We start from the raw sequence: 15571 nt of genomic DNA, 5'->3' as shown, positions 1-15571 counted from the left end.
TTTGAGTGCTCTAAAGCAAAGTATATCACGACAATTGAAACCTTTGTAGACTCATCTTAGCGACTAAAGGGATAGAATGAGGCCATCATCAAAGCCATGCGCAATGGCCCTTAGCGCTGAATTTGCGCTAAGGGATGCGTGGTTGCTGAATGGATAGTGCTTTGCTGAAGAGGTAAGGTAAAAGAGATACGGGCTCCGGCTCCAGGTACATTTTCAGCCCAGACAGTTCCACCATGAACCGCCACGATGGCCTGTACAATAGCCAGACCAAGCCCACTTCCACCAGTTTTTGACTGCCGGGCATTGTCGGCTCGGTAAAAGCGGTCGAAGATGCGTGGTAGCGCCTCTGGGGGAATTCCTCCACCTGTATCTGTCACCGATATCACCGCCATGTCCTCGTGTTGTCTGGCCTCAATCGTCACCGCGCCACCTGCCGGTGTGTAGTTGAGAGCATTATTACAGAGGTTAGCAAAGATGCGGGTTAACATATCGGGATCAGCCTGCACTGATTTAAAACTATAAGAAATGGCGTTAATGGGCTCAACCTGCTGCCGTTCAAACTCTGTCACCAGAGCAGCCAGAATTTCATCTACCAGCACTGCCAGGCGCAGCGGCTTCAACTTTGGTTGCAGGGCACCCGCTTCAACTTTAGCCATCACATGTAGATCCTGTACCAGGCGGCGCAGGCGCAACGTTTCCCGCACGATAATTCGACCTGTGGCCTCATAATCTTCATGGCTTTGATTAATACCGTCCACCAGGGCCTCTCCCAGGCCCGCGATCGCGGTCAATGGTGTGGCCAGATCATGCGTTATATTCATAATCAGTTCACGACGCCAGATCTCCTGCCGCCGTAACTCATCCACATCTTTTTTGAGCTGAACCGCCATATCATTAAAGGTATGAGCCAGTTCACCCAGTTCACCAGGACCATCTACGCTCACCTGAGCATCATAATCCCCGGAAGCCAGTATGCGCGAGGCGGCAGTTAATTTCGCCAGTGGACGCGTTATGGTACGGGAATAAAAGATAGCCACGGCCGCAACCAGGATGGCAATAATCGGGGTGGCTACCAGCACCGAGATCCCAACAGTACTGACAAAGCCAGGAATAGCGTTGGAAAGCGGCGTAACAATTACCGCGCCGATAACGGTGCGAGGACTGCCATCATGTCCATTTGTATAGATTGGCTCAACAAAAAAAGGCATTGACGCATCAACCGGGGTCTGGCGACCAAAGACTCCCCCTTCTCCATGTCCCTGCAAAGCATGGTTAATGGCTGTTTGCAGTTTGCTTTGATCAGAACCAGGACGCGCAGTACCTGACACATTTAGCAGTGAACGAATAACGGTCAGAGCATTACCACGTGAAAATCCCTGTGGATAAATCAGCTTGCCCTGCTCATTACAAAAAAGATAGAGATGATCGGAACCTGGATTATATTGTGCAGCAGGGCTATTGGAGACTTCGCGAATCGACAAAAATAACAGACCCTGCTGACCCACCAGCAGCTTTTTTAAGCGAGCCTGAGCATTCGCTGAACCATTGCCATCCTGGATACTTTTGTTGTGCTCATAAACAATACCTACACTCTGGGCTCGCTCACTGGCCAGGGCACTGATACGCGCTTGTTGATCCACATTGTAGTAGTAACCAATAACCACGATCGCGGTCAGGGCCAGCAGGCTTGCCGAGAGTAATGCCACGATTACTGAGCCTAAAGCCAGACGCCAGCGAATATTTTCCCACCAACGTAGACGCATATTTCTTCCTCTATGAACTGGCGACCGAACGAGCTTTGGCCTCAAAACGATAGCCAACACGCCAGACCGTCTTGATGTAGCGCTGCTGCGGGTCTACTTCTATTTTCTTGCGTAGCGAACTAATATGCACATCGATAGTATGTCCATCACCCAGGTAATCATAACCCCAGACCTTGTTCATCAACACTTCACGCGTAAACACACGGTCCGGTGAGCGGGCCAGCAACGCCAACAAATCGAACTCGGTGGGCGTCAGAGCCACTTCCTGTCCCTGCACCGTCACGCGACGAGCCAGTAGATCAACGGTCAGACCGGGAAAAGAGAGCATCGAGTCATTCTCACGCTTGGATACTAACGACTCTTTAGCTACCTTCTCTTCAGACTGATCATGGACTCCAACGCGCCGTAAAATGGCACGCACACGACTCACCAGTTCACGAGGGCTAAATGGCTTGACCAGATAGTCATCAGCACCAATCTCTAAACCAGCGATGCGATCGTCCTCATCACCACGAGCCGTCAACATCAAAATAGGGGTTTTAGACCAGGAGCGGATACGTCGACACACTTCAAAGCCATCAATGGCCGGCAACATAATATCTAAAACCACCAGGTCTGGATGTTCGCGAGCATGCAGAGCCAGTCCATCGGCTCCATCCCTTGCGATAACCACATCATAACCGGCGTCCTTCAGATATAAATTGATGAGGTGAATAATACCTTCCTCATCTTCAATCACCAAAATTTTTTGGGGCATTCATCTCACTCCTGGGTAGTCTGGCTCATCCTTATATTCATAGTAGCATATCTAACAGCGAAAAACAGGTCCTTTTCTGGCTGCCTGCAAATCTTGAGCAATTCTTGAATATTAACAGAGTTTTTCTAAATTTATGCGTTCTATAATAGAAACATACCAATAGGTACAGAGAAAAATAGTTCTAAATCTAGTTCTAAAACTAAAGGGCATGAATACCTATGCTGTATAAAAGTTTATTAGAAATAAAGGAGCCAATTCGAATGAAGAATCTCGTTAAAAGAAAAGCGTTGATGATAGCCGGTGCGACTGGCGCGCTGCTCATGCTGGCAGTGCTCGCAGGTGCCCTCTTCCTGGCACCAATGATGGCCTCGGCCAACAGTAGCCAGAACACACCAACGCCAGCAAAAGCGAAAAAAGGTGCCGCCTACTGCCAGCAATATAACCAGGATCTGGCCAAACGCCTGAATATATCTGTGGATGCTTTGCAGCAGGACCGTAAAGGTGCTGCCACCGATGTCATCGACCAGATGGTGAAAGATGGCAAACTAAAGCAGGATCGCGCCAATAAAATCAAACAGAACATCGCCAAAGGCAAAGGTCAGGCCTGCCCAAACATGCTGCAAGCTAAAAAAGGTCCTATGGCCAAATTGTTCAAGAAATACACTCCTGCCGCGCTACAGCAGCTGTCACAGGGACTGCATATGACCAGCGCTCAGTTGACCACACAGTTGAAAAGTGGCAAAAGCCTGACCGCTATTGCTACAGCTCAGCATGTTTCCAGTAGCGATTTGAAGACCCTGGTCCAGAATACCATCACAACTGTGCTGAAGAATGCGGTCAATGCTGGTGATCTGACCCAGAAACGTGCAGATGCCATCACCACCATGCTCAAGAACCATCCACAGTTTGTAGAGAAACTGATGAACCGCGTCAGCAAAAAGCAGAAGTAAAACTGTCAGAGGCTGAACTGTAGCCTGCAAAGAGTAGACCATTTCTGTCTCAAGCAAAAACGACACTCATTCCGCTGGTCGGAACGAGTGTCGTTTTCTTTGTGCTTTATACTCTTCAGATAAACCCCTATACCTTGTAGACAAAGTTTAAATTGTGTAGTATATATGGCAAACTGCTCGATCAGTCGTTTAGCTAAGTTAGCGCTTCGCTCTATTTTCGCGTTCACTTTTCATGGCTCTATTCACAGGAAAGGGAACTTATTCAGTGGATGTCAGTTCGCTCATCGGTCTGCTAGCCGTCTTTGCTCTGGTTGCAGCTAACGGATTTTTTGTCGCCGGAGAATTTGCCCTGGTAAAAGTGCGTGCGACACGGATTGCACAACTGGTGGAAGAAGGAAATGCGACGGCGAAAGTGGTCCAAACGCAGGTTCAGCACCTCGACACCTTTATCGCAGCCACCCAACTGGGCATTACCCTGGCCAGTCTAGCTTTGGGTTGGATTGGTGAACCTTCACTGGCCCATTTGATTGAACCACTCTTTGCCAGCATTGGCGGCCAGAACGCCGTGGCGATCAGCCATACCGTTGCGGTCACGATCAGCTTCATTTTAATCACAACCTTTCATATTGTCCTGGGAGAACTGGTTCCAAAATCCATTGCGCTACAACGCAGCGAGGGTACAGCCTTATTTGTGGCTCGGCCACTCTATATTTTTTCGCGCGTCCTGAATCCTTTTATCGCGCTGATGAATGGTATCGGTACGTTTGTGGTCCGTCTGTTAGGCATGCAGGCAAATAGCGAGCATGCAGCGGTGCACTCAGTTGAAGAGTTGGAGATGCTGGTCGCGCAAAGTCGGGAGGCAGGCTTCTTACAGCAGCAAGAAGAGTTTCTGCTACGACATGTCTTTGACTTCAGTGATAAAACAGCCCAGCAGGTCATGGTGCCACATACCGAGATCGTCGGAGTCCCCATTACTATATCCCGTGAGGACCTGGCCCAGACCTTTGCCCGCGAAAACTATACACGCTTACCAGTCTATGAAGTTTCCCTGGATAATATCATCGGATTGGCTCATATTAAAGATGTCTTCCAGGCCCAATCCAGCCAGTTGCAACAACCCTTTATATTGCTCAACAGGTTGCGACCCGTCCTGTATGTGACTGAAATGACCTCATTGGATGTAATATTGACCCAGATGCGCAATCGGCGTATCCACATGGCGGTCGTGATCAATGAATATGGCTCAACCGCAGGCATCATTACATTGGAAGATATCATCGAGGAACTGGTCGGTGAGGTACAGGATGAATTTGATACCAGAGACCGTGGTGTACGCCCTGAGGTCGAAAAACTTCCTGATGGCTCGCTCTCAGTCGATGGCCTGATGGCTATCTCCAGTTTCGCCGATCAATTTGGGGATAAAGAAAATAAGCTTGAGGAGATACATGCCAATACCCTGGCTGGCTATATCTTTGAAAAATTAGATCGCTTGCCAACACTGGGAGATACCGTGCCTTTTGCTACCTATAAATTGCGTGTTGAAGAGATGGACGGCCTACGCATCTCGCGCGTCAAAGTTATACCCGCCCGGACAGAATCCATAACATCCCGCCTCACCCTCGTTAAAGAATATCCCAACAAGCGAGGCAGCCAATCATAAAATGGCCACCTCGCCTGTGCAGAAATGGGGTTTATCCCTCTAACCTGATAGGTGTGAAGAGGTATGAATGGATAGCGGGGTACTCACCTCTTTTTTCTTGCCACATGAGCAAAGATAGATAATCCCCCCGATAATTCCAAAGAGGAGCACCTGCACATCCATCAAGAGTACCAGCAACATGGCGGTCGGCATGGCAACATGGACTGAGGCGAAAATGAGGACAAAGGCTCCCTCACGTAGTCCAAAGCCATTGATGGAAAAAGGCACAAAGGCCACCAGTGACACAAAGGGAATAGCCACCAGGTAGAAAGCAAATGGGACGTGTACATTCAGTAACCGACCATACAGATAAAAGTTTAAGGCGTAGCCAATATGATACAGTACACCAAAGATGGTGGCATTACACATCGTCCGTGGACGCGCAATACTGTGACGCAGGGTCGTACCAATCGCGAGCAAGGACTGAACCATGCGCTTCTGCATCCAGACGGGTTGTAGCCAGTGGGGAATATATTTGACGGCCAGAAAAATGAGTGTCAGGGCACCTATTAAGGCCAGACAAACCAGCGCATAGCTCATACCAATCTGGCTCGTCAGCAGGGCAGGCCAGAGAAGCATGGTAGGCAGCGAAACCAGCATCATGGCAAAAAAACCACTGATGCGTGTCATTACGACCGCGCTGGCCGAACCGACGGTATTCTTTCCTTCTTTGCCAATATAGTACGCCTTCACCACATCTCCCCCCATCCCTGTCGGCAAAAAGTGATTAAACGCAATCCCTACCTGATACAAATTAATCAAACGCCTGAGATCAATGTGAATATGTTCAGCGGCAAGTAAACACTGCCATTGATAGGAACTGATAATAATGCCATAGAAACCGAGAGCGATTCCTATGAGAAGCACTCCGCTATCCAGATGAGGTAATTGCTGCAAAAGTTCTGGCCAGGAGATCGACTTTAATAAGACGATTACCAGGCTAATGCTACAGAATAAACGCAGCAAAAATTTCACATGGCTCTTCAGCCACGTTTTTGGCCCCCTTCTATCCCTAGCTGATGACAACACTGTTTGAGTTAATTCCTCTGGCACGCGAACAACCTCAGAATCTTTCATACCAGGCGATTGAACATCTAGAGGGGAATGATCATTCAGCACGAGGCACCTCTTATTCTCATCCGAAAGCTCGCTGAAAGTATGTGCAAAAGATGACATACTTTGAGATTTAAGAACCTCATCAACATTTATTGATATGACAGATTGTGATGAGAAGAATTCCTATCCTCAGACTCCATAATCGACGCATGAAAAGAATAAATTAAAACATTGCTGGGTTTATTCTACTCTTTAAATAACCTCTTGCTTATTATTCCATGTGTCCAATTACAGCAATCTAAGACAAAATCACTATGTATTTGCCTTGATCATTATTGTATGCTAGGATAATGCAAGCTGTTTTTATTCATATAAAACTGGAGATTACTCCAAAAATAAGATGCATTTGCACATGGGAATGGATAAGTTGAGAAGGGGTTGCAATGTCTTACCAACAGCCATCATCAATTATTACGCGCAAAACTCGGGTGTGGCCTGAAATTTCAGAGGAAACAATTCTCCTGCCAGCGCCACCGACACTCCTAAATCCGTCGCTATCTTCTATCCTGGTCTTTATCTTTTCCGGTCTGGTTTGCCTGGCTATCTATGGGTGCGTGTTCACTTATCTTACTACTATAGTAGATAATGCCAGAGTTTTTCTTCTATCCTGCATCGCTGGAGGCGGCATGGTGGCAATTGGTATGCTGATCATCGCCACGCGAAGGACTATGCGCAAGCTACGACGCAATAGACAACTATTACAAGAGTACTTGCAACAGCTACAGGATGCTGAGAGCCGCTTAAAAACCCTGAACTGGCAGGAACGACAGGCATATATGAACCTGGATCCGCCATTGTCGCGCTATGAGTTCAAATCCGTTATCTATGAACATCTCGAGATCATCCCACTACTCCAGCACACCTATAATGAGCAAAATAGTAGTCTCTGGGCGCGCCAACGCTCCGATCGTGACTTCCTACAAGTCCGTATCGGATTACAACAACGTCCCGCCACCTATAAGATACAGGCACCAGACTATGGGCAAGCTACGACGAGGAGAAGTTTACAGCTCTACAATGAGTATGCCAGGGCACTGGTGACTACCTATGCAACGGTCCATGTGCCCTTGCAGATAGACCTCCGCCATCAGAGTCCAGTAACTATTTATGGACCAGCCTTAAAACGCTCTATGGCAAGAGAGACACTCCATGCCATCCTGAGTCAGGTAGTGTATCACCACTCGCCCGAGGATGTACGCATTATTATTCTCGCCCCACGCTCACAGGAAAGAGCCTGGCAGTGGGCCGAGATTTTGCCACACACGATTCGCTATGATGCCCGCCATTCCAGTGCTCAAATGGAAGAGGCATTTCAGGCTCATACCTGCGCCATTGGCACGGCCGCCATCATGGATCAGTTACCGCTGATCTCGCGCGAACTCAGGCGACGTGAAGTACTCCTCAATGATCTGCAACCACAACAAAAAAGTATCCCACAACCACATTTGTTGATTGTTATCGATGATTTTGACGCGCCTGGAGATCTGGACCAACCAGCCCAGGCTCTTCCGACTATGATTATCCCCCCTTCGCATCCAACGCAATATCGGCGAGCACATCTAGCGGTATCGCCTCTCAGAAGACCAGAGCTAGCCTTGGCCCTGGACCATGGAACCAGTTTAGGCGTTTCTATCCTCAGTGTCTGCACCAAACAATCCCAATTTCCCCAGAACAACCAGTTGCTGATTGATCTGCAACAAGCGGAGCCACCAAAGATCTTACTGGCAGAAACTACCTCGTTACTACCACAGGGTAAAATCAAAAAGAAACGACAAGAAAAAGAGATAGCAGAAGAAACTATTACCATACCGACCGTACAGGCCAGAGTACGCCATTTGACCCAACCACAGCCAGCGCAACAATGCATAGAGCTTGATGGCATCAGTTTTGATGATTTGCGTTCTTTATCTCTACGCTTACAATCCCTGCAGTACAATGTCAGTCAACCACTGGAACTACGCACCCAGGTCGATATCAGGAACATCTTTGATACCCCCATTGATATCCAGAACTACGATCCTTTCGTGTTCTGGGGTGATCCGCTCTTTCGAACCCCACAGCCACTTTTGCGTATTCCACTTGGTCTCACCTTTGGCGATGAAGTACAATATCTGGATCTGCTCCGTGATGGACCCCATGGCTTACTGATCGGTCAGACGGGCTCGGGCAAAAGCGAATTGTTAGAAACCATTCTGCTGACCCTGGCCTTTCTCTATAAACCAACCGAAATCAACTTCTTACTCCTGGATCACAAAGCTGGCCTGGCCTTAAAACCATTTGCCCGGCTACCTCATACCCTTGGCTTCCTCACAAATATGTCATCTGCAGCTGCCTGGCAACGCTTTATCATCATGCTTCGAGCCGAAGTCAATAAACGTAAAGCAGGCCTGAACGAGGGGAAGCCCACTCCACACCTGTTTATCATCATCGATGGCTTCACCGATATTAGCCAGTATACAGAGGCCATATTCGATGAATTGCTGGGAATTATGGGCATGGGAGATGAAATTGGACTGCACTTTTTGCTGGCCGCCCAGCGACCAGAAGGATTGAGTTATAACAACATTCGAGACGCTGTCCAATATCGCATCTGCCTGCGCTGCGCCACCCCACAGGAGAGCCGCGAAGTGCTCCGTCGTCCCGATGCAGCTGATCTGCCAGCCAGCATTCCCGGTCGCGGATATCTTCTCCACGGAGATAACCAGCTTGATCTTTTCCAGGCAGCACGCGTCACCACTCCTGTTTATCAGGAATATATCCCTGCAAATCAGTCACAATTAAACTCATTATTATCGTTACCATTCAAAGGAAAGTAAGAGATAGTGCAGACACCCATAGTTCCACACTCTCAGCCAACCGATCCGGGCAGGTCAAAGCCTTTCTTTGAGATCGCCATTGAGCGCATCAGCTCTGTTTACAAACCGGCTAGCGCCCGTAAAGAAGGTATTCACTATTGGCCGGAACCACTACCGACTCCAAGCCATCAGTTACCAGATCCACTGGTGCTCTTTTATCCCGAAGACCTGGATACCAATCAATCAGGATTAGATCAGCGGGAACGTCAGGCCGTTATCCCAATGACGCGCCGCGAAGTTCTGGAACGCCGCAGCCGCGAAAATATCAAGCCTTCTATGCAGATACCATTGGGCCTGATCGATAAACCAGCGGAACAGTTACGCGAAACCTTTCTGGTAGATCTACATGGAGCAGGCGGAACAGCCACAGGTGGTCCACTACTGATTGCAGGCGCGCAGCACAGCGGAAAAGCAACGGCCTTGCAAACCATATTATTCTGGCTCACAACACGTTTTCTACCTGAACAACTCCGTTACGCAATCCTGGATCCATTCGCCGAACTGACTCATTTCCGAACCTTGCCACACCTCTCTAAAGCCAATGGAGATATGTATTGGAGTGCAGAAGCTTCAGAGGAACAGTTACAACACTTTACGAATAGGATTTACGCTGAAATCCAACAACGGCATGATCTGTTTGCCAGCCAACAGCAGCATCCACAAACACTCTCGCAGGTATGGTCGCAAGGTCTGAGCATACCACAACTTTTAGTCATTATCAGTAATTATCAGCTTTTTGCAGAACGAACAACTACCGCTCTACTGATAAAAAAACTGGCTCAAACCGTAATGGAGGCACGTGCATTGGGAGTTTATCTGATCATCACCTCCACCGAGACTGGCCCGCGCCAGCTTCCCCAGGAACTTATCAGCAAATGTCCGACCAGAATTGGACTTGGCTTAAGCAATCGACAAAATCATGAACTATTCGGAGCTACCATCCTGCCAGCTGAAACAGTTCCAGGACGTGGCTGGATTCAGACACCGGAACGTCATATACAGCAGGTTCAACTGGCCTTACCACTCAGTGGCTCTACGGAAAGTATACGCGATACACAGCTAAAACTAGCATTAGTCCAGAATTCTCTACCATAAACATACATCCAGTAATGATAAAATAAGCTGAGGATACATAGTAAAATAAACAGCATTATTCAGGATGTGATAGTGAACTTAACCATTCATATGAGCCCGGCGGATATCCAGGCCACTGATCCTGCGGTTGAGGATATCTACATTGTCGTTGATCTGATACGCGCAACCACCGCGATCACCGCGATCTTTGATCAGGGGGCGCAACGTATACTGGCCGCCAACACGGTCGAACAGGCTCGTGAGGCGGCCCGATTGCTTCCGGGCCGTCTGCTCTGTGGAGAACGTAATGTCCAGCCGTTACCCGGCTTTGACTATGGCAACTCACCGGTACAATTCTCACGGGCCAACCTCAGCCAGCGAGAATTGATTCTGACCACCACCAATGGTACCCGCGCCTTCTATGCCTGCCCTGCACAAAGTTTACGCCTGGCCGGTTGCTTTTATAATGCCCGGGCAGTAACAGCATATGCACTGGACTGCGCACGCCGTCAACACAGTAATATCGCCATTGTCTGTGCCGCCGAAAATAATTATTTCGCCCTCGACGATACAATTTGTGCCGGTTATCTCGCACAAGAAATACAGCGGCAAGAGCCAGATATCACCTGTCATGAAAGTGTTACAGCCGCCAGTGGATTATATCAACTCTATCCGCCTTCCAAACTGGCTGCATATTGTCATTCAGCCGCCCAGGTCATTGCGCATGGACTTAGCGAGGATATCGACTTTTGTCTGCGGCAAAACGGTAGTTTCAGTGTGGCACGTGTAACGGGAACAGAACCACGCACGGGACTTCTGATATTGGAACCAGTCGATAGCAAATTCATACCAGCTAATTCATAGTCGATCTACTTATTCCATCCTTCGGAGGAACGTTCATTTCAATCTGCCATGCTATGCTTGCCTGGAAGAAAGATTCTTCTAGCGCAAAGAAACCAGCAGCAGTAATATGCCTCAGAACACTACAGGAGTTCAATCCATGAGGATACAGGATGAACATAGCATAGAACAGTGCGCATCTGCCAATATTGAGGTGGCAAAGATACTCGCAACCGCAGGAGCACTCTGTGTGTATGGAGGCTCAAGTAGAATACACACTGGCGTTAGCCTGATCGTAGATGCAACCGTAACGGCACAAATAGGCCAGGCCCATCTGGCCTTACTCGAAAATCTGCCTCAAGAGGACATGTATAATGTCTCGATTACAGAACCGCTCCATATACACCTGGCACGCACCGAAATTGATTTTGATATTGTCCTGCAGGATCTGACCAGGCACCTCCTTTATCTTTATTCCGCCTTGCATAATCTGCACCTCTCCTATGCACGCTACCAGGCCGCAAAAAACACCCTTGACGCGACCTATCTTGATGCACAAAGTGAAATCTTCCAGGATGCACGCACCTTTGCCAAGTTACAGCGTCAGGCGATCTGGCGCCACCTTATGCTCTGTACCCATCTACACACCGATGTGCTCATGAGTGCATCACGCGTCAACCTGCTATGGCATAAATTCAAGCAACAACTTCCCAATCAGAGTATTTTTACCAGTCATGAAGTAAGTGAGGTTGTCACCACAATCTGGCATGACAATGCCCGGCAGATCGCCACGTACAATCTAGCTGCCTTCGGAATCCACTCCCCTCCAGAAATACTGAATACACTCAACCGCCAACCATCAATACCGCGTCCCACGCTCTTGCTAGATAATCAATGGCACAAATGTATGACCCAACTAGAACAAAGCTATCAGCAATCACTTGAAACATTCTATAATGCTGAAGATGAGTAAATACGCTCATCTTCAGCATTCCTCTTCGATCTGCATTAGTCACTCCCTCAATCCAAACTCCAATCCATTCTACAAACAAAATACACATGCAAATGCAACAATTTGACAAATAGAATTTAAAATGCTATAAACTAAACAATAAATCATTTGATCATTTTATCGAGCAGCAATCAGGAAAATAAAGCAAATAGCACAATTATGAACGCTGCTCACACGCTTGCTACATATTATTGATACTCGGGTCATTAGTCCTTTTCCAAAACAGGGTGTTCTGTATGGAGTTTAGCCGAATAGACTGCGCACAGGGCAATGTGGACATTGTAGGGGGTGTATGAAAGGAGACTAAGGCATGACCATCCACTCGTATCACACTACTCAATCAATAACGGCGGAACAACCTCCAGTCAGAAAAGCCATCTTAAATGATATCGCTCGTAATGCAGTAGTGGATGATGAGATCGTAGCTCCAGTAGATCTCAATATTGAGGTTGATGAGGCAGGAACAGTTATTGTCAATGCTCTGGAAGCTGACACTGAAGCTGAAAATAAAGGAAAATGCCATAAACGCGTGATGCACATTCCACATGAAAAAGCCTATCAACGCATTGTCGGAGCAGCCCAACGAAAAACAACCTTACTGGAAAAACTGTATACCGAACGTCAGCAGGAAGCCAGTCAATGGTTTCATCGTAGTTTTCTAACCGCTACTATCGGAGCCGGTATCTTACTTCTTTCAGTCTTTCTACCTGTTGTTTTATATTCCCTACCACTCAATATACATATGCAGCCAATTATTTGCGCTATTATTCTTGCCAATGTTTTGAATATCATTATCACTGCCTGGTTCTTTCGTCAAACCCAACAGGCGAATGAACAGGTGGACCTTTATCTTAAAGGTTTCAATGATGTACGCAATTTTTCAATGATTACACAATTTATTGCCCAACTCAAAATTGATGATACACACAAACAACTGCTGCAAAAGACTTTAATTTCTACCTCATTAGGTCTCCCAAAGCAGCAGACAGATCTGGAGACAGCAGAATTCCACAAGGAACCGTTTCCAGAAGGGTGAATTCTCGCCTGTATAACGCGATGAGGATTGCAGATGTCCAGGATGGGCCAGGAGGGGTATGGGAATACAATGGAAAAAAGCAATAACGCCAGACCATCTTCTTCTCGACGCACACAAGAGTCATACCTCCCAGATGAGGGTATGGCTCTTGAGCAAATGTATCAGCAAAGCCGTTTCGAGGCACAATGCTGGTTCTTTACCAGTCTTATTATTGCTATCACCGGTACATTGTTCATTTTAGGAACCATCTTACTTTTTCTCCTCTATACCAACACGCTATTTGTAAACAGCAGTGAAAAATGGGCTCTCACCATCGCGAATATCGTTACCGGGGTTACCCAACAACTGATCATCACTCAAGCCCGTACCGCTAATAAACGTGCTGACCACTATGCCAAAGAATTACGGCGAGAAGCCAATGAACTCAATGTTTACGAAATCATCCGTGTTATCTCATCCTCATTACCGGAAGGAGAGGAGCGCAATAATTTAATTGCACGCACAATCACAGATGCCCTGATGCATAAGCCATACGAATTACCAGTACCGCTCACAACACCAAGAATGTCTTATCGCAAATCTGCATCCAAACGATCAGGTAGATAGCAAAAGGAGCGCATTGCGCTCCTGATGCAACACCACACAACAGAGATCAAGGGCGTCAGCATCCCGATGCAGGTTTGAGGCTCACTACGCCACTGGAATGAAAGTCAGACACCTTCTTAATCGTCGAGGCGCACAATCAGTTTGCCGAAATTGCGATTTTCAGCCATGACACCATGAGCTCGGCCAATCTCGTGTAACGGGAAAACCTCCTCCACAATAGGAAAGACACTGCCACTGGCAAGGAGAGGCATCACCTGAGTAGCAAAATGCCGTGTCACGGCCAGTTTCTCCTCCAGGGTACGTGAACGCAAGGTGCAGCCTCGAATCTGTAGTCGCTTCGCCATCACCAATCCCAGATTGACATCTGCCTGAGTTCCACCCAGTGTCGCCAGAAATACCAGCCGTCCCCAGGGAGCCAGCGCTGTCAGATTCTGCTCCATATAGGCAGCGCCAATAAAATCTAACACCACATGCACCCCTTCATCCTTTGTCAACTGCTTGATCTCGGCCGCAAAATTCTGATCGGATAAGCCTACTTCTAATCCCAGGGCCTTTGCACGCTCCAGTTTAGAGCTGGTACGAGAAGTACCATAAACGGTTGCACCGGCAGCATGAGCCAGTTGCACAGCTGCCGTACCCACACCACTTCCAACGGCATGCACCAGTAAACGCTCGCCCATTTTCAGGCCAGCCTGAGTAAACAAGGCATCATGTGCCGTCATAAACACTTCAGGAACAGCCGCCGCCTGCACGAAATCCAGGTTCTCAGGAATCTCAATCAACATATCTTGATGGGACAGGATATATTCTGCCTGTCCACCACCACCAGTAATACCCATCACGCGCTGACCAGGCTTCCAACGTCGTACCATAGGTCCAACCGCATCCACCTCACCAGCAAACTCCAAACCGGGAATATTCTCTGGATAGCCCGGAGGGGCTGGATAAAAACCCGCCCGCTGCGCAAGGTCCGCTCGATTTAAGCCAGCCGCGCGTATCCGCACGCGCACCCAATCTCCAAATGGCTCAGGCGTCTCAACCGATTGTACCTCTAATACTTCTGGTCCACCGGACCTGGTAATAATAACAGCTCGCATAGTACACATACTCCTTTAGCACATATTCTGAATCTATGGCAGGTCTGACTTTTTTGTTCATCCCTATTGTATGCCACAACATTGCCTTCCTGATAGCATATCCACAATGGCGCAGGTGCTATCCCAGCAAAAAGCCAGGGGTCGAGCGTACTCCTTGATACGAGTACGCTCGACCCCTGGCTTCTATAGAAAATTTGCTGAGTTATGCAGGCTGCTGTGTGGCCTCAAACTCCAGATTGAGTTTTACTTCATCGCTAAGGACAGCGCCGCCGGTCTCCAGCAGTGCGCCCCAGGTCAGGCCGAAGTCTTTACGATTGATTTTGGTCTGAGCGGAGAAACCAGCGCGGTCCAGACCATAAGGATCGCGGACGAAACCGGAGTACTCAACATCGAAGGTGACTGATTTAGTAACACCATGCATGGTAAAATCACCGGTTACTTTGTAGTCGCCATCGCTGTTTTCAACTTTGGTGCTTTTGAAAGTGATGGTTGGGAACTTCTCAACATCGAAGAAATCAGCTGAGCGCAGGTGACCATCACGGTTGCCATCATGGGTGTCGATGCTGGCGGCATCAACTTCAGCCTCAACCGAGGAAGCAGCAGGATTTGCCTCATCCAGGTTCAAGGTACCACGAACAGCGTTGAACTGTCCACGAACGGTGCTCACCACCATGTGGCGTACAGCAAAACCAATATGTGAATGCGAAGCATCAATTGTCCATGCCATGATAAAAATAAACCTCCAGGTTTTTTGCTAACCAAATGT

The 15571-nt window shown here is 48.1% G+C and carries 13 protein-coding genes; 8 read left to right on the top strand and 5 right to left on the bottom strand.

The annotated features are described in order from the left end of the window. Positions 1-110: 110 nt before the first annotated feature. Together KDW_RS12535 and KDW_RS12530 are read right to left on the bottom strand one after the other, a co-directional pair. Positions 111-1763, bottom strand: a complete 1653-nt coding sequence (locus KDW_RS12535) for a sensor histidine kinase (RefSeq protein WP_151756269.1) — start codon at positions 1761-1763, stop codon at positions 111-113. Positions 1764-1773: 10 nt separating this feature from the next. Beyond that, positions 1774-2520 carry a response regulator transcription factor gene (locus KDW_RS12530; RefSeq protein ID WP_151756268.1) on the bottom strand — a complete coding sequence of 249 codons (747 nt, stop codon included), beginning with the start codon at positions 2518-2520 and terminating at the stop codon, positions 1774-1776. A gap of 260 nt (positions 2521-2780) precedes the next feature. On the opposite strand from KDW_RS12530, the gene KDW_RS12525 reads away from it, so the two are divergent. Both KDW_RS12525 and KDW_RS12520 read left to right on the top strand, forming a co-directional pair. Beyond that, the gene (locus KDW_RS12525; RefSeq protein ID WP_151756267.1) at positions 2781-3470 is read left to right on the top strand and encodes a hypothetical protein; all 690 of its coding nucleotides are present in this window, start codon (positions 2781-2783) and stop codon (positions 3468-3470) included. A 265-nt stretch (positions 3471-3735) separates the two neighbouring features. Continuing rightward, complete coding sequence (locus KDW_RS12520; RefSeq protein WP_162005175.1) at positions 3736-5130, top strand: hemolysin family protein; 1395 nt, start codon at positions 3736-3738, stop codon at positions 5128-5130. A gap of 39 nt (positions 5131-5169) precedes the next feature. On the opposite strand, the gene KDW_RS12515 is transcribed toward KDW_RS12520, so the two are convergent. Next, on the bottom strand, positions 5170-6144 hold the full coding sequence (locus KDW_RS12515; protein WP_162005174.1) for a lysylphosphatidylglycerol synthase transmembrane domain-containing protein: 975 nt from the start codon (positions 6142-6144) through the stop codon (positions 5170-5172). A 524-nt stretch (positions 6145-6668) separates the two neighbouring features. Here KDW_RS12515 and KDW_RS12510 point away from each other — a divergent pair. The 6 genes from KDW_RS12510 to KDW_RS12485 all read left to right on the top strand — a co-directional run bounded on the left by KDW_RS12510 (position 6669) and on the right by KDW_RS12485 (position 13708). Next, entirely contained in the window at positions 6669-9101 is a 2433-nt protein-coding gene (locus KDW_RS12510) for an FtsK/SpoIIIE domain-containing protein (protein WP_151756264.1), read from the top strand. 6 nt (positions 9102-9107) lie between these two features. Further along, complete coding sequence (locus KDW_RS12505) at positions 9108-10235, top strand: FtsK/SpoIIIE domain-containing protein (protein WP_151756263.1); 1128 nt, start codon at positions 9108-9110, stop codon at positions 10233-10235. A 72-nt stretch (positions 10236-10307) separates the two neighbouring features. Beyond that, positions 10308-11078, top strand: coding sequence for a 2-phosphosulfolactate phosphatase (locus tag KDW_RS12500; protein WP_151756262.1), 771 nt, complete (start codon positions 10308-10310; stop codon positions 11076-11078). Positions 11079-11214: 136 nt separating this feature from the next. Beyond that, a complete protein-coding gene (locus KDW_RS12495) occupies positions 11215-12027 on the top strand; it encodes a hypothetical protein (protein ID WP_151756261.1) in 813 nt (270 codons plus the stop codon). Positions 12028-12376: 349 nt separating this feature from the next. Continuing rightward, a complete protein-coding gene (locus KDW_RS12490) occupies positions 12377-13102 on the top strand; it encodes a hypothetical protein (RefSeq protein WP_151756260.1) in 726 nt (241 codons plus the stop codon). A gap of 69 nt (positions 13103-13171) precedes the next feature. Continuing rightward, positions 13172-13708 carry a hypothetical protein gene (locus KDW_RS12485; protein WP_151756259.1) on the top strand — a complete coding sequence of 179 codons (537 nt, stop codon included), beginning with the start codon at positions 13172-13174 and terminating at the stop codon, positions 13706-13708. A 116-nt stretch (positions 13709-13824) separates the two neighbouring features. On the opposite strand, the gene KDW_RS12480 is transcribed toward KDW_RS12485, so the two are convergent. After that, positions 13825-14805 (bottom strand): NAD(P)H-quinone oxidoreductase, encoded by a 981-nt coding sequence (locus tag KDW_RS12480; protein WP_151756258.1) that lies wholly within the window; start codon positions 14803-14805, stop codon positions 13825-13827. A gap of 202 nt (positions 14806-15007) precedes the next feature. Continuing rightward, entirely contained in the window at positions 15008-15532 is a 525-nt protein-coding gene (locus tag KDW_RS12475; RefSeq protein ID WP_162005173.1) for a YceI family protein, read from the bottom strand. Positions 15533-15571: the final 39 nt, after the last annotated feature.

Origin of the sequence: Dictyobacter vulcani, assembly GCF_008974265.1 — a bacterium.
Classification (GTDB): domain Bacteria; phylum Chloroflexota; class Ktedonobacteria; order Ktedonobacterales; family Ktedonobacteraceae; genus Dictyobacter; species Dictyobacter vulcani.
This window is presented reverse-complemented; position numbering and strand designations above follow the sequence as displayed.